This is a genomic window from Allobrachymonas denitrificans DSM 15123 (genome assembly GCF_900110225.1).
Lineage (GTDB): Bacteria > Pseudomonadota > Gammaproteobacteria > Burkholderiales > Burkholderiaceae_C > Brachymonas > Brachymonas denitrificans.
In genome coordinates this window covers 535,763-556,976 of the sequence record NZ_FOCW01000001.1, presented here as the reverse complement: position 1 = coordinate 556,976, position 21,214 = coordinate 535,763, and the positions used below count along the sequence as shown (strand labels likewise).

Below are 21,214 nucleotides of genomic sequence, written 5' to 3'. Positions count from 1 at the left end.
ACCTCCAGGCCGGTAGGCACGGAATTCCCTGCGTTCTGCCGGGTCGGCAGGCGGCGCCTGGGCAGGCAAGCCTATATTCTCCACCCGAAGCCGCGCAGCAGGCGGGCCGTCTCGAACAAAGGCAGTCCCATGATGCCGGAAAAGCTGCCGTCGATATGGGCGATCAGCGTGGCGGCATGGCCCTGCACGCCGTAGGCACCCGCCTTGCCGAACGGCTCACCAGTGGCCACATAGGCGGCGATGCGTTCGGCCTCCAGCCGGTCGAAGGTAACCTGCGACACACTCAGTTCCTCATGCAGCACAGCCGTTCCGACGGGATCGCCGCCTGCCCCCGGCACACCGACCGCCACAGCCGTCAGCACTTCGTGCTGCTGCCCGGACAGCTGCGTCAGCATCTCGATGGCCTCTTGCGCATCTGCCGGCTTGCCCAGAATCGTGCTGCCCAGCGCGACCGTGGTGTCGGCACACAGCACTGGCGCTGGCGGCAGCCCCCTACGCTGCCAGCGTTGCAGGGCGGCCTGCAGCTTGAGCAGCGTCACCCGCTGCACATAGTCGCGCGGCGCCTCTCCCGGCAGCACGGCCTCCAGGCTTTCCGCGTCCTCGTCCGCATCGGGCAGCAGCAACTGGTGCGCCACGCCGATCTGATCCAGTAACTGGGCACGGCGTGGACTCTGGGAGGCGAGATAGACAAAGGAATCGGGCATGATGCAGGAAGGCCAGGTAGATAATGGAACTGCATGGACTGTTACTACAGACCACTCAGGCATCCAGTATGCCGCCAAACCATGGCGGAGCCCTCTTCGCCTTGAGTCAGGTGCGCGCTCGGAAAATCGCCCCAAAGGACTACGTTCCCCGTGGAGGAGCGAGGAACACAACCTCTAACGCGTCTCGCGTGTCGAACCGCTTATTCCCGGTGATACGGATGGCCCGCATTCACCGACCAAGCGCGATACAGCTGCTCCACCAGCAGCACTCGCGCCATGGCATGCGGCAGCGTCAGGTCGGACAGGCGGATGCGCTCGTGCGCCTGCTGGCGCAGCGCGGGCAGCAGGCCATCCGGCCCGCCGATCAGCAACGCCACATCGTCGCCCTGCTGCTGCCAGCCACGCAACTTGTCGGCCAGCGCCTTGGTGGTGACGGTGGTGCCGCGCTCGTCCAGCACGACGATGCGCCTGCCCTTGTTGCAGGCGCTGTCGATGGCGGCCTCAATGCGCTGGGCCTCGGCCTGCATCAATTGCTCTGCAGTCTTGCCGCCGCTGCGCGGCTCGGTCTTGACGGTACGACAATCCAGCCGCAACTCGGGCGGAAAGCGCTTGGCGTAATCATCGAAAGCCGTCTGCGCCCAGTCGGGCATCTTCTGCCCGACCGCGACAATCACCAGCTTCATGCCGGCTTAGCTCCGGGCCTTGACGGCCTTCTTGCTGACAGTCTTGCCGACCACCACGGTCACGACCGGGGTCTTGCGGGCGCGCGGCTTGGCGGGCTTGTCGGTAGCAGCAGCGTCGGTCGCAGGCTTGGCTGCCGTCTTGCGCACGGCCGGCTTACGTGCCGGAGCCGCTTCGCTGGCGGCTGCAGGCTTGCGCGCTGCGGCTGGCTTGGCAGCAGTCGTCTTGCTGGCTGCCGTCCTGGTTGCAGCAGGCTTGGCACGGCTGGTGGCCTTGGCCTCGCCAACAGGGGCCTTGGCCGCAGCCGGTGCCTTGGCAGCCGTCTTGCGCACCGGCTTGGCGGCAGCTTCAGCGGCGGACGTCACGCCCTCTTCTGCCACACCGGCCTCTTCGGCAGCCGCCGCAGCAGCTTCCTTCTTGGCAGCGGTACGGGCGGCCGTGCGCGACACTTTCTTCTCGGCAGCCGCCTTGGCGGCAGGCGCGCCCATGCGCAGGCGCACCGGCTTCTCGCCCCAGATGTCTTCCAGCGTGTAGTACTGGCGGATGGCCGGCTGCATGATGTGCACCACGGCGCTGCCGCAGTCCACGATGATCCATTCGCCGTTTTCCTCGCCTTCCATGCGCGGCTTGTTGAAGCCTGCATCACGCACGGCATCGCGCACGCTGGCCGCCAGCGCCTTGGTCTGGCGGTTGGAGGTGCCGGAGGCAATCACGACACGCTCGAACAGCGGCGACATGTGCGCCGTGTTGAACACCTGGATATTCTGCGCCTTCACGTCTTCCAGACCGTCCACGATGGCACGCTGCAGCTTCTGGATCATCTTGCCCGCAGCCGGAGAATCGTCCGTGATGGACATCTCGACGGGCAGCGTGCCGGCCTGCGCCCTGGCAGCGGCGGGGGGTTTCTTGGTGGAGGTTTTGGCAGAAGGTTTTTCAGTGGCCATCAGGTGTGGAAGTCCCATAGAGTTGATGTCGTTCAATATACTGTGCCACGCTAGGCGGCACAAGGCTTTGCAGCCAGGCAAGACGGTTCGCGCTGTTGTCCGACATGCGCTGTTGCATGCCGGCACGGATCCGGGTGGAACTGGCGTCGCTGGCCGGCAAGTGTAGCTGCACCGTGCGCAGTTCGGGCAGTTGCGCGCGCACCTGGGCCAGTTCCTGCTCCACGGCAGTCTGTTCCGCGTCCGGACGTTGCAGCACCGCCACCGTCACGCTGCGCAGCAGCTCCTCCGCGCGCTGCCATTGCGGCAGGCTGTGCAACAGATCCTGCCCCATCACCAGATACCAGGTGATCTCCGTATCGCCCTGTACCGCATGGCGCTGCTGCAGTTCGTGCAGGGTGTCGATGGTGTAGGTCGTGCCTTCGCGCTGCACCTCGCAGTCGTCCACCCGCACCTCGGGCACGCTCTCGAACGCCAGCCGGGCCATGGCCAGACGGTGTTCTGCGGCCGTGAGCCGGCGCTGCTTCATCCACGGCTGACCCGTGGGGATGACGTAGAGGATGTCGAGCTCGAGCTGCTCCACCGCCGCGCGCGCCAGCCCCAGATGGGCATTGTGCGGCGGATCGAAGGCACCGCCGTAGATGCCGATGCGCACCCCTGCCTTCATGCAGCCAGCCAGTCGCGGCGCTGCAGGAAATGCGCCGTCAGCTGCGCCTCGTGCGAGCCTTCCGGCTCGGTACGCTGGTAGCTCCAGTTCGCCAGCGGCGGCATGGAAAGCAGGATGGATTCGGTGCGGCCGCCACTTTGCAGGCCGAAGTGCGTGCCACGGTCCCACACCAGGTTGAATTCCACATAGCGGCCCCGGCGGTAGAGCTGGAAGTCGCGCTCACGCTCGCCCCATGCCATGTCCTTGCGGCGCTGCACGATGGGCAGATAGGCCGGCAGGAAGCCGTCCGCCACCGACTGCAGCATGGCGAAGTTGCGCGCAAAGTCGAACTCGGCAAAGTCGTCGAAGAACACCCCGCCGATGCCGCGTTGCTCGCTGCGATGCTTGAGGAAGAAATACTCGTCGCACCACTGCTTGAAGCGCGGGTACTTGTCATCACCAAAAGGCTGCAGCGCTTCCTGGCAAACGCGGTGGAAGTGCACGCAGTCCTCGTCAAAGCCGTAGTACGGCGTCAGATCCATGCCGCCGCCAAACCAGCAGACCGGAGCGGCATCCGCAGGCAGCGCGGCAATCATGCGCACGTTCATGTGCACGGTGGGCACATAGGGGTTGCGCGGGTGGAACACCAGCGACACGCCCATGGCCTCGAACGGCGCACCGGCCAGTTCGGGACGGTGCTGCGTGGCCGATGGCGGCAGCTGTGGACCACGCACGTTCGACAGACCGACCCCGGCGCGCTCGAACACGCTGCCCCCTTCCAGGATCATGGTGCGGCCATGGCCCTGCAGGCGTTCGCCGGGCTCCTTGCGCCAGTCATCCACCACAAAGCGCGCCTGCGGCTCCATGGCCTGCACGGCATCGGTGATGCGCTGTTGCAGGCCCTGCAGAAAGGTCAGGACACTGGAGGTTTCGGAAGAGTCGAGTGAGGTGGAAGTGATCATGGCTGTTCTGCGTCGCGCGAACGGGTTCGTTCATAAGGTCGCACTGGGGCTGCCTTTTCGGGGTGGTGGCCGGTACGGCCTTCGTAGTAGCGTGCCAGTGCCGCAAAGTCCGCTTCCATGTCGCCGCTGCATCGCACGTAGTGCTGCACGCCGATCTGCTTGTGCGCGTAGTCGATATAGGCCAGCCCGAGCGGACAATCCGCCGCGCGCCACAGGTGGTAGAAGCCGGTACGCCAGCCATTGGTATAGCTGCGCGTGCCTTCCGGCGCCACCACCAGCCAGAAGAAATCCGCCCTGCGCATTTCCTCGATGGTCTGCTCGACCACGCCATGCGCCGCCTTGCGGTTGATGGCGACGCCGCCGACCCAGCGGATCCAGGGGCCGATCACGGGCAGGCGGGTGGCACTGTCCTTGATCCAGAAACGAAACGGCAGGCCGTGCGACCACTTGTACAGCAGCCCCATGGGAAAGTCCCAGTTCGAGGTATGCGGATACACCACGAACAGGCCGCGCGGGTCCGGCAGGCCGGGAAAATCATTGCGCCAGCCCAGCGCCTTCAGGCACCAAGCCGCCAGCCGGCTGCCACCCTTGGGCACCAGCGGGCCGGAAGGCGGCATGAGCACCACCTCCAGTCCCGGCACCGGGCCCGGATCGACCAGGGCCCGCTGTTGCGAAGTGGCTTGTACGTCCTGCGCCTGCATACCCGCTCCCGCAGGCCCGGATCAGGCCTGGCTGCCGGAATGTCCGGCGGCGCGGTGGCCGATGTCGGTGCGGAACTGCATCTCGGGCAGCTGCACCTGCTGCATGGCGGCATAGGCCTTGGCCTGCGCCAGCTTCACGCTGTCGGCCAGCGCCGTCACGCACAGCACGCGGCCGCCGCTGCTGAGCAGCCTGCCCTCGTCATCCAGACGCGTGCCGGCGTGGAACACCTTCACCTCGTCCGTATCCAGCGGCAGCTGGCTGATGGCCTCGCCGGTGCGCGGCTGCATCGGATAACCCGGCGCTGCCACCACCACGCCCAGCGTGACGCGACGGTCCCACTGCGGCTCCACATCGGCCAGGCGCTTGCCATGGCCGCCCACCGGCTCGGTGGCTGCCATCAGCAGTTCGAGCAGGTCGGATTTCAGGCGCATCAGGATGGGCTGGGTTTCCGGGTCGCCCATGCGGCAGTTGAACTCCAGCGTCTTGACCTTGCCGTCGGCATCGATCATCAGGCCGGCATACAGGAAGCCGGTGTAGGTGATGCCGTCCTTGGCCATGCCGCGGATGGTCGGCAGGATCACCTCGCGCATGGCGCGGGCGTGCACATCGGCCGTCACCACCGGTGCGGGCGAATAGGCACCCATGCCGCCGGTGTTGGGGCCCTGGTCGTTGTCCTGCAGACGCTTGTGATCCTGGCTGGTGGCCAGCGCCACCACTTCGGTGCCATCACACACCACCATGAAGCTGGCTTCCTCGCCCTGCAGGAATTCCTCGATCACCACGCGGGCGCCGCCCTCGTTGTGCTGCACGCCCAGCGTGTTGTCCACGAGCATGAAATCGACCGCGTCATGGGCTTCCTGCAGCGTCATGGCCACCACCACGCCCTTGCCGGCAGCCAGACCATCGGCCTTGACCACGATGGGCGCGCCGATCTTGTCGATGTAGGCATGCGCTGCCGCCGGATCGCTGAAGGTATCGAAGGCTGCCGTAGGGATGCCGTGGCGCTCCATGAAGGCCTTGCTGAAGGCCTTGGAGCTTTCCAGCTGCGCAGCCGCCTGCGTGGGGCCGAAAATGCGCAGGCCGTTGGCACGGAACAGGTCCACCACGCCGGCCGCCAGCGGCGCCTCGGGGCCGACCACGGTCAGCTCGATCGGCTGAGCCTTGGCCCAGGCACACAGTTCCTGCAGATCCTTGATGGGCAGGTTCTCGATCTTGGGCTCACGCGCGGTGCCGCCGTTGCCGGGCGCCACGAAGACCTTGGTCACGCGCTCGGATTGCGCCAGTTTCCAGGCCAGGGCATGTTCACGGCCGCCGCTGCCGATCACCAGTACTTGCATGCTTACTCCCCCAGATCCAGTTCTGCGTTGTGATAGACGTTCTGCACGTCATCCTGGTCTTCCAGCATGTCGAGCAGTTTCTGCATTTTCTGCGCATCGTCACCGGCCAGTTCGATGCTGTTCTCGGCTCGCATCGTAACCTCTGCCACCTCGGCCTGCAGGCCGGCAGCTTCCAGTGCCTCCTTCACCGCCTCGAAATCGCCCGGTGTCGTCAGCACCTCGATGGCGCCGTCGTCGTCGGTGATGACATCCTCAGCGCCGGCTTCCAGCGCCACTTCCATCACCTTGTCCTCATCGGTGCCCGGAGCGTAGAAGAACTGGCCCACGTGCTTGAACTGGAAGGCTACCGAGCCTTCGGTGCCCAGGTTGCCGCCGTTCTTGCTCAGGATGTGACGCACTTCCGCCACGGTGCGCACGCGGTTGTCGGTCATGGTGTCGACGATCACGGCAGCGCCGCCGATGCCGTAGCCCTCGTAGCGGATTTCCTCGTAGGTTACGCCCTCGAGGTTGCCCGTGGCCTTGTCGATGTTGCGCTTGATGTTGTCGGCCGGCATGTTGGCGGCCTTGGCCTTGTCGATGGCCAGACGCAGACGCGGGTTGGCAGCAGGATCGCCACCACCGTTGCGCGCCGCGACGATGATTTCACGAATCAGCCGCGTCCAGATCTTGCCCCGCTTTTCGTCCTGACGGCCCTTGCGGTGCTGGATGTTGGCCCATTTGCTATGCCCTGCCATGATGGATAATCCTTTTCAATCTTTCCCGTCCCTGTCTCTGTCTGCAGGGACAACCTCCCATTCTACTTTTTTACCCGCCGCTCCCTAAGGACAACCCCATGGCCGACCCGATGTTGATTGCGAAAAATGCACAGACCGAATGCGCCCTGCTGCCAGGACTGGCCAACCGCCATGGCCTGATCACCGGCGCCACCGGCACCGGCAAGACCGTCACGCTGCAGAAACTGGCTGAATCCTTCTCACAGATCGGTGTACCGGTATTCATGGCCGACATCAAGGGCGACCTGACCGGCATCAGCCAGGCCGGCAGCATCGGCGGCAAGATGGCCGGTGTGCTGCAGGAGCGCGGCATCGAGCTGCCTGCCCCCATTGCCTGCCCCACTACGCTGTGGGATGTGTTCGGCGAGCAGGGCCATCCGGTGCGCGCCACCGTGAGCGACATGGGCCCGCTGCTGCTGTCGCGCATGCTGGACCTGAACGACACACAAACCGGCGTGCTCAACATCGTGTTCCGCATCGCCGACGACAACGGCATGCTGCTGCTCGACCTGAAGGACTTGCGCGCCATGCTGCAGTACGTGGGCGAGAACGCGAGCCAGTTCACCACCCAGTACGGCAACATCAGCAGCGCCAGCGTGGGTGCCATCCAGCGCGGACTGCTGCAGATCGAGAGCCAGGGCGGCGACAAGTTCTTCGGCGAGCCCATGCTCAACATCGAGGACCTGATGCAGACCGTTTCCGGCCAGGGCATGATCAACATCCTGGCGGCCGACAAGCTGCTGCAGGCGCCGCGCCTGTATGCCAGCTTCCTGCTCTGGATGCTGTCCGAACTGTTCGAGCAGTTGCCCGAGATCGGCGATCCCGAGAAGCCCAAGCTGGTGTTCTTCTTCGACGAGGCCCACCTGTTGTTCGACGATGCGCCCAAGGTGCTGCTGGAGCGCATCGAGCTGGTGGTGCGTCTGGTGCGCTCCAAGGGCGTGGGCGTCTATTTCGTCACGCAGAACCCGATCGACATTCCCGACACCGTGCTGGCCCAGCTCGGCAACCGCGTGCAGCATGCCCTGCGCGCCTACACCCCGCGCGACCAGAAGGCCGTCAAGGCCACAGCCGAAACCATGCGCCCCAACCCCGACATCAATATTGCCCAGGCGATCACGGAGCTGGCGACAGGCGAGGCGCTGGTCAGCTTCCTGGACGAGAAAGGCCGCCCGGGCGTGACGCAGCGCGTGTACGTGGTGCCGCCAGGCAGCCAGATCGGCCCGATCACGCCACAGCAGCGTCAGGCCCTGCTGGCCAACTCGCTGGTAGCGGGCAACTACGAAAAAGTGGTGGATCGCGAATCGGCCTACGAAATGCTGCAACAGCGGGGCGCCGCTGCCGCCGCGGATGCCGGCAAGAATGGTGGCGCAGGCAAGCCCGGCGCTCCTGCCCAGCAAGACGAAGGCCTGCTCGGCAGCGTGGGCGGCATGGTCAAGGAAGCCCTGTTCGGCCGCACCGGCCCGCGCGGCGGCCAGTATGACGGTCTGGTGCAATCCATGGCCAAATCGGCCGTGCGCAGCGCCGGCCGCGAAATCATCCGTGGCGTGCTGGGTGGCATCCTGGGTCGCCGTCGCTGAAAGAGAAAGCCTCATCATGACTACACCTGAAGTCCACCACATCGTCCACCCGCTGATCCAGCACAAGCTCACGCTGATGCGGGACAAGAACGCCAGCACCTCCAGCTTCCGCCGCCTGCTGGGCGAGCTGAGCACGCTGATGGCCTACGAGATCACGCGCGACATGCCGCTGCATCCCGTGCAGGTCGAAACCCCGCTGGAAACCACCACCGGCCAGGCCATCGACGGCAAGAAGCTGGCGCTGATCAGCATCCTGCGCGCCGGCAACGGGTTTCTGGACGGCATGCTGAGCGTGGTGCCGGGCGCCCGCATCGGCCACATCGGCCTGTACCGCGATCCCAAGACGCTGCAGGCGATCGAATACTATTTCAAGATGCCCACGCAGATGGAAGAGCGCGACGCCATCGTGGTCGACCCGATGCTGGCCACCGGCAACTCGGCCGTGATGGCGCTGGACCGCATCAAGCAGCTGAAGCCGCGCTCGATCAAGTTCGTCTGCCTGCTGACCTGCCCGGAAGGCATTGCCACACTGCATGCAGCGCACCCGGACGTGCCGATCTACACCGCTGCCATTGACCGCGGGCTGAACGAGAAGGGCTATATCGTGCCCGGTCTCGGCGATGCCGGAGACCGCATCTTCGGAACGCTCTGAATGACAAAGGCCAGTCAGCGACTGGCCTTTGTTGCATGTGGCCCTGTCAATACAGGGCCTGGACGCCACCATCTGCCAACGTTTCACCGGCAAATGCAGCGCTGTGACGCCCTCAATTCGCCACGGGCTGGCGCAGCGTCATCGCACCGCGGATCTGGCCCAGCGTGTAGCCGGTACCCTTGTCATTCGGATACAGCTGTGTCAGCTTCTGGGCCACGCCCGCGCCGAGCTTGTCAGCCGTGCCGTGGCACTGCAGGCAGGCCTGCTGGACCGGCAGCGCGCGCATGTAGCGGCGCACGGACTGGCCGTTCTCCACCACCACTTCGGCACGCTCCAGCATGGCCGGGTCGACACCGGCGGCCTGCGCCTTGTCGAAGGATTCCAGCGTTGCACGCTCCCACGCATCCGGCACCGCCTTGGGGTTGCGGTTCTTCAGGCTGACACGGCGGATCTGCCAGCCGGTCTGCTCGGAAGCTGCCTTGGCCAGCTTGGGTGCTTCCTTGCTGCAGACGTCGATGGCGCCAGCGGGGCCACGCTCCTTGATGGCGGGCTGCAGCACGGCCAGCAGCTTGGGCGGCACCGAGGACGCAGCAGCACGCGCGTCAGCCACCCAGGGCTCGACAGCCGGCGTGGCAGTAGCCTGCTTGGGCGTAGGCTGGCTGGTGTTGCAGGCGGACAGGAAAGGCACACAGGCCGCGGCGATGATCAGGGCAGAAGTTTTCATGAATCAGGCTCTCGCATCGGGGTTGGCAGAAAAGACGAGGCCCCATCATACTTAAGTTTTTTGTAGATCAATCACAGGGTTCCCCCGTGCCATTGACCATGTTCCATAAAAAAGCCAGTCGCGAACGACTGGCTTTCAGCAGGATGCAAGAAAAGCAGGCCGGAAATCAGCCCACCGGCGCCTTGGCCTCCGGCTCGGCGGTGCCCGGCTTGGGCTCCTTCTTGGACAGCGGCTGGATGTCCAGCACGATGCCGTTGTTCTCCTCCTGCTTCTCGTCGTAGTCCACCGTCAGGCGGCCTCCGTCGGTCAGGCGTCCGAACAGCAGTTCGTCGGCCAGCGCCTTGCGGATGGTGTCCTGGATCAGGCGCTGCATCGGGCGGGCGCCCATCAGCGGATCGAAGCCCTTCTTCGCCAGGTGCTTGCGCAGCACGTCGGTGAAGGTCACTTCCACCTTCTTCTCGATCAGCTGGTGCTCCAGCTGCAGCAGGAACTTGTCCACCACGCGCAGGATGACCTGCTCGTCCAGCGGCTTGAAGCTCACGATGGCATCGAGGCGGTTGCGGAACTCCGGCGTGAACAGGCGCTTGATGTCCGCCATCTCGTCGCCGGCCTGGCGCGCGTTGGTGAAGCCGATGGTCGACTTGTTGATGGTCTCGGCACCCGCATTGGTGGTCATGATGATCACCACGTTGCGGAAGTCGGCCTTGCGTCCGTTGTTGTCCGTCAGCGTGCCGTGGTCCATCACCTGCAGCAGCACGTTGAAGATGTCCGGATGCGCCTTCTCGATCTCGTCCAGCAGCAACACGCTGTGCGGCTTCTTGGTGATCTGCTCGGTCAGCAGGCCACCCTGGTCGAAGCCGACGTAGCCCGGAGGCGCACCGATCAGGCGGCTCACCGCATGGCGCTCCATGTATTCCGACATGTCGAAACGCACCAGCTCCACGCCCATGATGAAGGCAAGCTGCTTGGCGGCTTCGGTCTTGCCGACGCCGGTGGGGCCGCTGAACAGGAAGGCGCCGATCGGCTTGTCCTGCTTGCCCAGGCCCGAACGCGCCATCTTGACGCTGGACGCCAGCACTTCGAGTGCCTTGTCCTGACCGAACACCACGCTCTTGAGGTCGCGTTCCAGCGTGGCCAGCTTGCCGCGGTCATCGCTGCTCACGCTCGCGGGCGGAATGCGCGCGATCTTGGCCACGATATCCTCGATCTCGGCCTTGCCGATGGTCTTCTTGCGCTTGCTCGCCACCACGATGCGCTGCGCAGCACCGGCCTCGTCAATCACGTCGATGGCCTTGTCGGGCAACTGGCGGTCGTTGATGTACTTGGCGCTCAACTCGGCCGCAGCCTGCAGCGCCGCCTGCGCGTACTTCACGCTGTGGTGCTCCTCGAAACGGGACTTGAGGCCCTTGAGGATTTCCACCGTCTGCTCCACCGTCGGCTCCACCACATCCACTTTCTGGAAACGGCGGGACAGCGCGGCATCCTTCTCGAAGATGCCACGGTACTCGGTGAAGGTGGTGGCGCCCACGCACTTGATCTGCCCGCTGGACAGCGCCGGCTTGAGCAGGTTGGAGGCATCCATGGTGCCGCCCGAAGCCGCACCGGCCCCGATCAGCGTGTGGATCTCGTCGATGAACAGCACGGAATCCGGCTTGTCCTTCAGCGCCTTGAGCACGGCCTTGAGGCGCTGCTCGAAGTCGCCGCGGTACTTGGTGCCGGCCAGCAGCGCGCCCATGTCGAGGGCATACACCTCGGCATCGGCCAGCACCTCGGGCACCGTGCCCTGCGTGATGCGCCAGGCCAGGCCCTCGGCAATCGCCGTCTTGCCCACGCCGGCCTCACCCACCAGCAGCGGGTTGTTCTTGCGGCGGCGGCACAGGATCTGGATCACGCGCTCGACCTCGTAGTCACGGCCGATCAGCGGATCGATCTTGCCTTCCTTGGCAGCCTGGTTCAGGTTGTTGGTGAACTGCTCCAGCGGAGAGGCCTTTTCGTTGCGCTCGCCGCCCTGCTCGTCACCGCCGTCGTTCTGGCTGCTGTCATCAGGCTTGGACGGCTCCTCGGACTCGCCGGTCTTGCGGATGCCATGCGCGATGTAGTTGACCACGTCGAGACGGGTCACGCCCTGCTGGTGCAGGTAGTAGACGGCGTGCGAGTCCTTCTCGCCGAAGATGGCCACGAGCACGTTGGCGCCCGTCACTTCCTTCTTGCCGTTGCCGGTGGACTGCACGTGCATGATGGCACGCTGGATCACGCGCTGGAATCCCAGCGTGGGTTGCGTGTCCACCTCGTCGTTGCCCGGCATCTGCGGGCTGTGGTCCTTGATGAAATTGCCCAGCGAAGTGCGCAAATCATCCCCATTGGCTGCACAGGCGTGCAGCACCTCCGACGCACTGGGGTTGTCCAGCAGCGCCAGCAGCAGGTGCTCCACGGTCAGAAACTCGTGCCTTTGCTGCCGAGCTTCCACGAACGCCATGTGCAAGGTTACTTCCAGCTCTTGTGCGATCATCACTTCTTCCTTTCGCCACACGGCATTGCGAACGTCTTCATATTACCCAACATGCGCCCGCTCTGCCCTGCGGTCGCATATGGGGATATCCCGGCAGTTATTCAACCGGCTCGCAAATGCACTGCAGCGGATGGCCGGCCGCGCGTGCCGCTTCCATCACGTGTTCGACCTTGGTCTGGGCGATGTCCTTGGGATACACGCCGCAGATGCCGCGCCCCTCCATGTGCACCTTGAGCATGATGCTGGTGGCAGCCTCGCGGTCCTTGTTGAAGAACTCCTGCAGCACCAGCACGACGAATTCCATCGGCGTGAAGTCGTCGTTGAGCAGCACCACCTGATACATGGTGGGCGGCTTGGTGGCAAGGCGGCGCGGCCGCGTGGCCAGTCCGATGTCACTGTCGCGGGAAGGGGTATGGTCCGGCGGCTGCACCGGCGGCTGATCAGGAGGAGTGGTGGCCATAACTGTTGGAAAGAAGGTGCCCGGAAAGTGCGGCGCAGGCAATGCGCGGCAACACGGTGCGGGCTGCCCGAACGGTTGATTTTACGGCAGTGCGCCCAATCGCGCATCGCCCCCTCGGCAAGGCCATTTCGGCCGCAAAGTGATACGAAAGACCGCCATTCCCCTACGCAATTGGTGTTTTCTTGACCTGAAGCAAGCTCCGGCGGTACTCCCCCAATGGGCAAGAAAGGCCCCCACTGCTAGCATCGCCGGGTGCAATCAAGTCCACCACAGTTCGAGAGGTTGAGGATGGCTACGGGGATAGTGAAATGGTTCAGTGATGCGAAAGGCTACGGATTCATCCAGCCGGATGACGCCGGCAACGATGTTTTCGCGCACTTTTCCGCAATCGAGATGGAGGGTTTCAAGACCCTCAAGCCGGGCGTGCGCGTGCAGTATGAACTGCATGACGGCCCGAAAGGCGTTCACGCGCTGCAAATCGTTCCGGTCGACACCGGCAAGCAGGCCCTGCCTGGCATTGCCACCTTGCCGGAATCCGCGCCACTGCTGCAGGAACCGGCGCAGGCGCCTCGGGACGCCCTGCAATTCTGAGTCTTTCAGGCGCACAGCCGGCCATGCAGGCCAACATGTGCGTGCGCCCTGCTTCCCGCCCCTGCCGGGCTGTATCTGCGCGCCTCACTTCCCGCGGGCGGGCGGATCGAACGGAACGCCGAACAGCCGCAGGCTGAGCCAGGCGCGCAGCCGTGCCTCATGCAGGAACACTCCCCCGATCAGGCCGATCACGCTGCCCAGCACAATGTCCTGCACGCGTGCCTGGATGATGTCTGCCACGGGCAGGTTCATGCCGGAGCCTGCCTCGGCCAGCAGGATGGTCATGGGCGTGATGAAGATGACGGCCATGCCGTAGTGCCGCACCACCAGGAATTCGGTGGCGAAGGTGAGCAGCATGATCAGCAGGCACACCTCCCACGGACCCGGCTCCAGCCGCAACAGCCCCCAGGCCAGCACCATGCCGGCGAAGGTGCCCAGGATGCGGTGCACCTGCTTGTTCCAGAGCGCACGCATGCTCATGTTCTGCATGATGACCACACAGCTGACCGGCACCCAGTAGGGTGAGGGCATCTCCAGCGCATGCGCCACCACCAGCGAGAGCCCGGTGAATGCGGCGGTCCACACCGAGTCATACACGACGTACTGGAAGTCGAACGGCGCCAGGGGCTGCGCCGGCAGGGGCCGGATACGCCGCACCATGTACAGGCTGTAGAAGAAGGCCAGCATCACCGCCAGCAGGCTGCCCATGAACAGCAACCCCACCCGCAGCGGAATGGCCTCCACGTTGTGCGGCATGTAGGCGCCGATGGCTGCCGCCATGATGAAGAACAGCGCACCCGGCGGCTGCAGCCGGTAGAAGCGCGTGACCAGGCTGACCAGCAGCGCCAGCGCCGTCAGCACGGCAATGGTGGAGAAACGATGGAAGCTGCCGATCTGCGCCAGCGCAAACCCTGCACTCATGCCGAAGCCGCACATCATCAGCACCGCCATACGCTGGGGCAGCGCGGTGTTGGGCGTGTAGAGAAACACCAGCCCGCCCAGCGAGGAGATCAGCCCGTAATCCATGTGCCCGAACCAGGCACCCACGGCCAACGGCAGTCCGCTGGTCAGCGCCGCCACAAAGGGCAGCTGCCAGGGACGCTCGCTGGGCTGGATGGCGACCAGATGACGCCATTCATTCTGGAGAATGTCGCGGATTGTCATGCGGAAATGGGGGCAGTTTCTGCAGTCTAGCGCTGTCCCGAGGCTCTGACTGAAACCTGATACCAACGGCCATGAAAAAACCCCGGCACCTTGCGGAACCGGGGTTGGGTTCGTGCATGCAGCCTGAGCTGCACCAGCCATGATTACATGTTGTCGATCATGACCTGGCCGAAACCGGAGCAGCTCACTTGCGTGGCGCCGTCCATCAGGCGGGCGAAGTCATAGGTGACCTTCTTGCTGGCGATGGATTTTTCCATGCTGCTGATGATCAGGTCAGCGGCTTCGGTCCAGCCCATGTGGCGCAGCATCATTTCGGCGGACAGGATTTCGGAACCGGGGTTCACGTAGTCCTTGCCAGCGTACTTGGGAGCAGTGCCGTGGGTGGCTTCGAACATGGCCACGTTGTCGGACAGGTTGGCACCCGGGGCGATACCGATACCGCCAACCTGGGCAGCCAGGGCGTCGGACACGTAGTCGCCGTTCAGGTTCAGCGTGGCGATCACGCTGTACTCGGCCGGGCGCAGCAGGATCTGCTGCAGGAAGGCGTCAGCAATGCTGTCCTTGATGATGATCTCGCCACCCGTCTTCGGGTTCTTGATCTTCATCCACGGACCGCCGTCGATCAGCTCGCCGCCGAATTCGGTCTGGGCCAGCTCGTAGCCCCAGTCACGGAAGCCACCTTCGGTGAACTTCATGATGTTGCCCTTGTGCACCAGGGTCACGCTCGGCTTGTTGTTGTCGATGGCGTACTGGATGGCCTTGCGCACCAGACGCTGCGTGCCTTCCTTGGACACGGGCTTGACGCCGATGCCGGAAGTTTCCGGGAAGCGGATCTTGGTCACGCCGAACTCGTCCTGCAGCAGCTTGATCAGCTTCTTGGCCTTTTCGGACTGTGCTTCGAATTCGATACCGGCATAGATGTCTTCGCTGTTCTCGCGGAAGATCACCATGTTGGTCTTGTGGGGCTCTTTCACCGGGGAGGGCACGCCGGCGAAGTACTGGATCGGGCGCAGGCAGACGTACAGGTCCAGTTCCTGGCGCAGGGCCACGTTCAGGGAACGGATACCGCCACCGACGGGGGTGGTCAGCGGGCCCTTGATGGAGACGACGTAGTCACGCACGGCGTCCAGGGTTTCTTGCGGCAGCCACACGTCGGGGCCGTACACCTTGGTGGACTTTTCACCGGCGTAGACTTCCATCCAGTGGATCTTGCGCTTGCCGCCGTAGGCCTTGGCCACGGCTGCGTCAACCACTTTCAGCATCACGGGGGTGATATCGAAGCCGGTGCCGTCTCCCTCGATGTAGGGGATGATGGGCTGGTCGGGCACGTTCAACGACATGTCGGCGTTGACGGTGATTTTCTGGCCCTCGGCGGGCACCTTGATATGCTGGTACATAGTCGCTCCGATGTGGTTATTGGCAAGTCAGACAGGCATGGAGACAAGGCCGCGCTGGTGGCGCGGCCTGATTCCTGTGTCGGCAGAACATTCTACCGGCAAATGTCACAAATGACTCCCCATGGAAAGACCCTAGGGGCTCAACTTGCTAACAACTGACAAGCGCCCGCCGATTCCCGTACCAGTCGCCTCTGTTTCAGTTGTCATTTGCTGCAGTGCGCCAAACCCTGTCCACGGACGGATGCCAGCCGTAAACTTCGTCTCGCCTCCGATGTCGAAGGTACAACTTTCCCAAGACTGCATCATGAAGAAAATCATTGCCCTGATCGCCGCCACCGTTGCTGCCGGCGCCTTTGCTGCCACCCCCGCCGTGAAAGCTCCCGCCTCCGCTCCGAAGGCTGCTGCTCCGGCCGTGGCTGCCGTATCCAAGACTCCTGCTGCCAGCGTGTCCGCCGTGACTGCCGGCAAGACCGCCCCCAAGGCTGCCGCTGCCGTGAAGAAAAACAGCAAGCCTGCCGTCAAGGCCGCGCCTGCCGTGAAGGCTGCAGCCTCTGCTGCCAAGAAGTAAATCCCCGGATTTGCGCGCTCCCCAGAGCCCGCGGTGCGCATGCGCTGCGGGCTTTTTCATGCTGATACCCAAAACCCTCGCGGTTCAGGGCACACTTGGCGCTAGCAACTTCCCCTGACTCCCATGACAACGTCCCTACGCCCTGTTCTCTGCGCCACGCTTCTCACCCTTGCGGCCACGGCCGTGCACGCCCAAGGTCCGACCCCGGCTCCCCAACCGCAGCTCGACCTGGAACGCGCCACGCTGCAGGCCGGCCGGCAGAAGATCAGCGTGCAGCTGGCGCGCACGCCGCAGCAGCGCCAGACCGGCCTGATGCACCGCCGCTCCATGCCCCAGCAGGAAGGCATGCTGTTCGTGTTCGACCAGCCCGGCGTGCAGTGCTTCTGGATGAAGAACACGTTGTTGCCGCTGACGGCCGCCTTCGTGGATGACGACGACACCATCGTCAACCTCGCCAACATGCAGCCGCAGACCGAGACCCCGCACTGCTCGGCCAAACCGGTGCGCTATGTGCTGGAAATGAACCAGGGCTGGTTCAAGCGCCACAAGGTCACACCGGGGATGCAGCTGAAGTGGTTGCAGACACAGCCGGCTGCTACAACCGGCACGCGCCAGTAAAGGGGAATGGCGACCTGAACTGAACAACCCCGGGCCCCACATCACGCTGCACATAAGCTGGCTCCCCTGTTCATCAGGCACAAAAAAGGACTGCCACCTCACGGTGCAGTCCTTTTGTCATGTGGGCGCCGCCTGCCGGTCTGGCCGGCGAGCCCCTGAGCCGATCAGGCGAAGTTCTTCTCGGCAAATTCCCAGTTGGCCAGCTTGTTCAGGAAGGCTTCCACGAACTTGGGACGGGCGTTGCGGTAGTCGATGTAGTAGGCATGCTCCCACACGTCCACGGTCAGCAGGGCCTTGTCGTCGGTGGTCAGCGGCGTGCCGGCCGGGCCGGTGTTGACGATGTCGACGCTGCCGTCGGCCTTCTTCACCAGCCAGGTCCAGCCGGAACCGAAGTTGCCCACGGCAGACTTGGTGAAGGCTTCCTTGAAGGCGTCGAAGCTGCCCCACTTGGCGTTGATGGCATCAGCCAGGGCGCCGGAGGGCTGGCCGCCGCCGTTGGGCTTCAGGCAGTTCCAGAAGAAGGTGTGGTTCCAGATCTGGGCCGCGTTGTTGTAGATGCCGCCGCTGGACTTCTTGACGATCTCTTCCAGCTCCATGGATTCGAACTCGGTGCCCTTCTGCAGGTTGTTCAGGTTGTCCACGTAGGCCTTGTGGTGCTTGCCGTGGTGGTATTCCAGGGTTTCCTTGGAATAGTCAGGCTCGAGGGCGTCGATCGCAAACGGCAGGGGGGGCAGTTGGTGTTCCATGGCTATGTCCTTGTGAATCGGTTGATCGGGGTGCCGGGCGCTGGCCTTGCGGGGCCGCCCCTGTGCGGGCGGTGCGGCGTGGCGGCCGGCTGCTGCCCGCTTTTGTAACAGACGGGCAGACCGCCGCATTGTCGCACAGGCTGGTGTCTCCGGCTTGTCGGCAGGGACATCAGGGTCATGCAGGTGCAGGACTACGCCGGATCGCTCCCGTCCAGGCTCTGCTGGTGTGCCAGCGGAACCAGCGTGACGCTGCCATCGCTCACGGTGGCACGGACCTGCTGGCCGGCACGGAACTGGGCGCGCTGGCTGATGACATGGCCGTCCGCATCCTGCAGCAGCGCATAGCCGCGCGCCAGCGCCTGAGTGGGATCGAGCAGGCGCAGGGCGTGTTCGGCCACCTGCAGCCGGTGACCTTCCAGCACGCTGCGCTGGCGCATGGCCTGTTGCAGGTGCTGACGCGCATCGGCCAGCAGCAGGTGCTCGGCCCGCAGCTGTTCGCGCACGGCCGTGGCCAGCTCCATTTGCAGGCCCTGCAGCCGCGCACGGTAGCCGCCCTGCACCGTCTGGCGATGCACGGCGCGCTCCAGCCGGCTGCGCAGGCCGTCCAGCCTGGATTGACTCGCCACCAGCGCCTGACGGCGTTGCTGCTGCAGGCGCAAGTCCAGATCATGCAGATGCAGGCGCTGCTGGCGTGCCAGCGAACCGGTGCGCGCCAGCCCCCAACCGAGGCGGTCGAGACGCTGGGCATGGCCATCGAGCTGACGCCCTGCAAGCTGCTGCAGGCGCTGCATGCGGTGCGCCACTTGCAGCCAGGCGTCGCGCCGGGGCTGTGCGGCCAGCTCGGCAGCCGCCGTGGGCGTGGGCGCGCGCAGGTCGGCACAGAAGTCGGCGATGGTGAAGTCGGTTTCGTGCCCCACCCCCACGATGACGGGCACCGGGCTGGCGACGATGGCGTGGGCCAGCGCCGTGTCGTTGAAGGCCCAGAGGTCTTCCAGCGAACCGCCGCCGCGCACCAGCAGGATGGTGTCGATCTGCGGCAGGCCGGGCGTGGACTCGCCCTGCTGCTGGCGTTGCGCCAGGGCATACAGGCGCTCCAGCGCGGCCACCAGTTCGGCGGGTGCTGCAGCGCCCTGCACCAGAGCCGGCACCAGCAGCACCGGCACGTGCGGAGCGCGCCGGCGCAGGGCGGTCACCGCGTCACGCAGGGCGGCAGCACCCAGCGAGGTGACCAAGCCAATGCCACGCGGGTGCTGCGTGGGCACGCGCTTGCGCTCCGGGTCAAACAAGCCCTGTGCTTCCAGCTCGGCCTTGCGGCGCAGGAAATCCTCGTAAAGCGCGCCCTGCCCGGCACGGCGCATGCCTTCGACGATGAGTTGCAGATCGCCGCGCGCTTCGTACACGGCCAGCCGGCCGTACACCTCGACCTGATCGCCCTCCCGCGGAGACCAGTCCACCAGGCTGGCCGCGCGGCGGAACATGGCACAGCGCAGCTGGCCGCTACTGTCCTTCAGGCTGAAGTAGCAATGCCCGCTGGATGCCCGGCTGAAGCCCGACAGTTCGCCCTGCACGCTGACCGGGCCGAAGCGTGCATCCAGCATGTCGGCCACGGCACGACAGAGCGCGCCCACCTGCCAGATGCGGTTGCGGCCCTGCGGGGCGGTTTCAAATGCCATGAACGGCTCCGTGACTGGCGGCAGACGCGCCGTGCAAGCCGTTTGTGACAGCTTTAACGGGTTTTGTCACAAACACCACCCCGATCCCGCCAACATGCAGAGAATTCGTCATAACCCTTTGATTTTTAATGAAAAAATAGTTGCTCAATTTGTAATCAATCTGTCGCCCAGACGGGGATTTGCGTGTTTGGCGCATGCATGCATGGCTTTTCCACAAGGTTATCCACATTTTGCGTGGACAACTTTCAGACCGATCCGGACACACCCGGATAGCGGCTTCGCGAGGGTTCTGGAAGGCATGATAGCGCCCGCTGGCAGTCCTTCTTCGGTGCGTGGATCAAGCCGCTGATACAGCCTGCAACCATCTGTTCGCAGCCGCTTCGAAAGCTGTCTCAAAAGCGGTCAAAATACTGCATGGAGCTTCCGGCTCTTGCATACACAGGAGACTCTTGTCCGTGATCCCCCCGATTGCCGCCCGGATCGCCGCCCCTGGAGGCTGCGCATGACGGCCAATGCCTTTCTGCACCGTACCTTGCCGCGCCTCTGGCAGGAACGCGGCCTGGTTGCGCACGCCCTGTGGCCGCTGTCACAGCTGTATGGGGCTGCCTGGCGCTGGCAGCGCCGCCGCGCGCTCGACCAGCAGCGCGAGCGTCTGCCGGTGCCGGTGCTGGTGGTGGGCAATGTGGTGGCAGGTGGTGCCGGCAAGACGCCCGCCACCATCGCCATCGTGCAGCACTTCCAGTCAATCGGCGTGCGCATCGGCGTGATCTCGCGCGGCTATGGCCGCAGCCCGCAGGCGCCGCACTGCGTGGTGATCACGCCCGATACCGATGCCAGCATCGGCGGCGACGAGCCGGTGCTGATCCATCTGCGCACCAATGCGCCGGTCATCGTCTGCCCGGACCGCAATCATGCGGCGCGCGAGATGGTCAAGCTCTATCCGGATGTACGCGTCATCGTCTGCGACGACGGCCTGCAGCACCACGCCCTGCTGCGCGACGGGGAGATTTGCGTGATGGACGAGCGCGGCATCGGCAATGGCTGGCTGCTGCCGGCCGGACCGCTGCGCGAGCCCTGGCCGCGCAAGGTGGATATCGTGCTGATGACCGGGCAGCCGGCCACGCCGGTGCCCATGCCTTCCGGCCAGGCCGTGTACCAGGCGCGCCGCGCCCTGCATGACCAGGCCGTGCGCGCAGACGGGCGCAGCTTTGCGCTGGCGGAGTGGGCCAGGCAGAAGCAGCCCGTGATTGCGGTGGCCGGCATTGCGCACCCGGACCGCTTCTTTGCCATGCTGGAGGCCGCCGGCCTGACGCTGGCCGAACGCCATGCCCTGCCCGACCACGTGAGCCACGACGCCCTGGCTGCGCTGGCCCGCGAATGGGGGCCGCGCCGGCTGCCGGTGCTGTGCACCGAGAAGGATGCCGTCAAGCTGTGGGACAGCCTGCCGCAGGCCTGGGCAGTGCCGCTGGTTCTCACACCCGAACTGCCCTTCTTTGCCGCCCTGTCAGCCTGGTGGCTGCGCCATTCGCGCGATATCCAGGGGCATGCGCTGCGGCAGATGCCGACAGAGGCTGTGCCGCACAGGTCGGTGTCGGAAGCCTGAGGTCATTCCTTCGGAGGCAGTGGGCGCGCTGCTGACTGCGATTGCCGATTGCCGATTGCCGATTGCCGATTGCCGATTGCCGATTGCCGATTGCCGATTGCCGATTGCCGATTGCCAATGCTGCCTCGAAGGCACGCCGCCCGCCGCCGTACAATGCCAGCATTGTTTTCAACCGGATGTTTGCCG

At 64.8% G+C, this 21,214-nt stretch carries 20 protein-coding genes and 1 pseudogene; 6 read left to right on the top strand and 15 right to left on the bottom strand.

The window, feature by feature from the left end:
• Positions 1–71: 71 nt before the first annotated feature.
• The 8 genes from BMW28_RS02620 to BMW28_RS02585 form a co-directional block, all read right to left on the bottom strand.
• The gene (locus BMW28_RS02620) at positions 72–704 is read right to left on the bottom strand and encodes a Maf family protein (RefSeq protein WP_091813470.1); all 633 of its coding nucleotides are present in this window, start codon (positions 702–704) and stop codon (positions 72–74) included.
• 200 nt (positions 705–904) lie between these two features.
• A complete protein-coding gene (rlmH, locus tag BMW28_RS02615; protein WP_091813468.1) occupies positions 905–1,387 on the bottom strand; it encodes a 23S rRNA (pseudouridine(1915)-N(3))-methyltransferase RlmH in 483 nt (160 codons plus the stop codon).
• A gap of 6 nt (positions 1,388–1,393) precedes the next feature.
• On the bottom strand, positions 1,394–2,242 hold the full coding sequence (rsfS, locus tag BMW28_RS02610; protein ID WP_091815390.1) for a ribosome silencing factor: 849 nt from the start codon (positions 2,240–2,242) through the stop codon (positions 1,394–1,396).
• A gap of 76 nt (positions 2,243–2,318) precedes the next feature.
• Positions 2,319–2,993, bottom strand: a complete 675-nt coding sequence (nadD, locus tag BMW28_RS02605) for a nicotinate (nicotinamide) nucleotide adenylyltransferase (RefSeq protein ID WP_091813465.1) — start codon at positions 2,991–2,993, stop codon at positions 2,319–2,321.
• Positions 2,990–3,934, bottom strand: a complete 945-nt coding sequence (hemF, locus tag BMW28_RS02600; protein ID WP_091813462.1) for an oxygen-dependent coproporphyrinogen oxidase — start codon at positions 3,932–3,934, stop codon at positions 2,990–2,992. The genes nadD and hemF overlap by 4 nt, the downstream gene beginning before the upstream one ends.
• Positions 3,931–4,635: a 1-acyl-sn-glycerol-3-phosphate acyltransferase gene (locus BMW28_RS02595; protein WP_091813460.1), complete on the bottom strand. Its 705-nt coding sequence runs from the start codon at positions 4,633–4,635 to the stop codon at positions 3,931–3,933. Before BMW28_RS02595 ends, hemF begins: the two co-directional genes overlap by 4 nt.
• A gap of 21 nt (positions 4,636–4,656) precedes the next feature.
• Entirely contained in the window at positions 4,657–5,973 is a 1,317-nt protein-coding gene (purD, locus tag BMW28_RS02590) for a phosphoribosylamine--glycine ligase (protein ID WP_091813458.1), read from the bottom strand.
• A 2-nt stretch (positions 5,974–5,975) separates the two neighbouring features.
• Positions 5,976–6,707, bottom strand: coding sequence for a YebC/PmpR family DNA-binding transcriptional regulator (locus BMW28_RS02585; RefSeq protein WP_091813457.1), 732 nt, complete (start codon positions 6,705–6,707; stop codon positions 5,976–5,978).
• Between the two features lie 98 nt (positions 6,708–6,805).
• Between BMW28_RS02585 and BMW28_RS02580 the strand changes: the two genes are divergently transcribed.
• Both BMW28_RS02580 and upp read left to right on the top strand, forming a co-directional pair.
• The gene (locus BMW28_RS02580; RefSeq protein WP_091813455.1) at positions 6,806–8,323 is read left to right on the top strand and encodes a helicase HerA-like C-terminal domain-containing protein; all 1,518 of its coding nucleotides are present in this window, start codon (positions 6,806–6,808) and stop codon (positions 8,321–8,323) included.
• Between the two features lie 16 nt (positions 8,324–8,339).
• Positions 8,340–8,975, top strand: a complete 636-nt coding sequence (upp, locus tag BMW28_RS02575) for a uracil phosphoribosyltransferase (protein ID WP_091813453.1) — start codon at positions 8,340–8,342, stop codon at positions 8,973–8,975.
• 112 nt (positions 8,976–9,087) lie between these two features.
• Here upp and BMW28_RS02570 read toward each other — a convergent pair whose 3' ends face one another.
• From BMW28_RS02570 to clpS, 3 genes are all read right to left on the bottom strand, one after another.
• Complete coding sequence (locus BMW28_RS02570; protein WP_091813451.1) at positions 9,088–9,699, bottom strand: Tll0287-like domain-containing protein; 612 nt, start codon at positions 9,697–9,699, stop codon at positions 9,088–9,090.
• A gap of 166 nt (positions 9,700–9,865) precedes the next feature.
• Positions 9,866–12,208, bottom strand: coding sequence for an ATP-dependent Clp protease ATP-binding subunit ClpA (gene clpA / locus BMW28_RS02565; RefSeq protein ID WP_091813449.1), 2,343 nt, complete (start codon positions 12,206–12,208; stop codon positions 9,866–9,868).
• A gap of 97 nt (positions 12,209–12,305) precedes the next feature.
• Entirely contained in the window at positions 12,306–12,668 is a 363-nt protein-coding gene (gene clpS / locus BMW28_RS02560; protein WP_091813447.1) for an ATP-dependent Clp protease adapter ClpS, read from the bottom strand.
• Positions 12,669–12,956: 288 nt separating this feature from the next.
• Between clpS and BMW28_RS13260 the strand changes: the two are divergent.
• Positions 12,957–13,148: pseudogene (locus tag BMW28_RS13260) on the top strand (cold-shock protein); the annotation flags it as partial.
• A gap of 195 nt (positions 13,149–13,343) precedes the next feature.
• Here the strand turns inward: BMW28_RS13260 and BMW28_RS02550 are convergent.
• Both BMW28_RS02550 and icd read right to left on the bottom strand, forming a co-directional pair.
• On the bottom strand, positions 13,344–14,423 hold the full coding sequence (locus BMW28_RS02550; protein WP_091813443.1) for an FUSC family protein: 1,080 nt from the start codon (positions 14,421–14,423) through the stop codon (positions 13,344–13,346).
• Positions 14,424–14,566: 143 nt separating this feature from the next.
• A complete protein-coding gene (icd, locus tag BMW28_RS02545; RefSeq protein ID WP_091813440.1) occupies positions 14,567–15,820 on the bottom strand; it encodes an NADP-dependent isocitrate dehydrogenase in 1,254 nt (417 codons plus the stop codon).
• A gap of 304 nt (positions 15,821–16,124) precedes the next feature.
• Here icd and BMW28_RS02540 point away from each other — a divergent pair, with 304 nt between their 5' ends.
• Both BMW28_RS02540 and BMW28_RS02535 read left to right on the top strand, forming a co-directional pair.
• Positions 16,125–16,388, top strand: a complete 264-nt coding sequence (locus BMW28_RS02540) for a hypothetical protein (protein WP_091813436.1) — start codon at positions 16,125–16,127, stop codon at positions 16,386–16,388.
• Positions 16,389–16,511: 123 nt separating this feature from the next.
• Positions 16,512–17,006 (top strand): DUF192 domain-containing protein, encoded by a 495-nt coding sequence (locus BMW28_RS02535; RefSeq protein WP_091813433.1) that lies wholly within the window; start codon positions 16,512–16,514, stop codon positions 17,004–17,006.
• A gap of 164 nt (positions 17,007–17,170) precedes the next feature.
• On the opposite strand, the gene BMW28_RS02530 is transcribed toward BMW28_RS02535, so the two are convergent.
• The gene (locus BMW28_RS02530) at positions 17,171–17,752 is read right to left on the bottom strand and encodes a superoxide dismutase (protein ID WP_091813430.1); all 582 of its coding nucleotides are present in this window, start codon (positions 17,750–17,752) and stop codon (positions 17,171–17,173) included.
• A gap of 191 nt (positions 17,753–17,943) precedes the next feature.
• Positions 17,944–19,425: an exodeoxyribonuclease VII large subunit gene (gene xseA / locus BMW28_RS02525; RefSeq protein ID WP_091813429.1), complete on the bottom strand. Its 1,482-nt coding sequence runs from the start codon at positions 19,423–19,425 to the stop codon at positions 17,944–17,946.
• Positions 19,426–19,927: 502 nt separating this feature from the next.
• Between xseA and lpxK the strand changes: the two genes are divergently transcribed.
• On the top strand, positions 19,928–21,028 hold the full coding sequence (lpxK, locus tag BMW28_RS02520) for a tetraacyldisaccharide 4'-kinase (RefSeq protein ID WP_091813426.1): 1,101 nt from the start codon (positions 19,928–19,930) through the stop codon (positions 21,026–21,028).
• Positions 21,029–21,214: the final 186 nt, after the last annotated feature.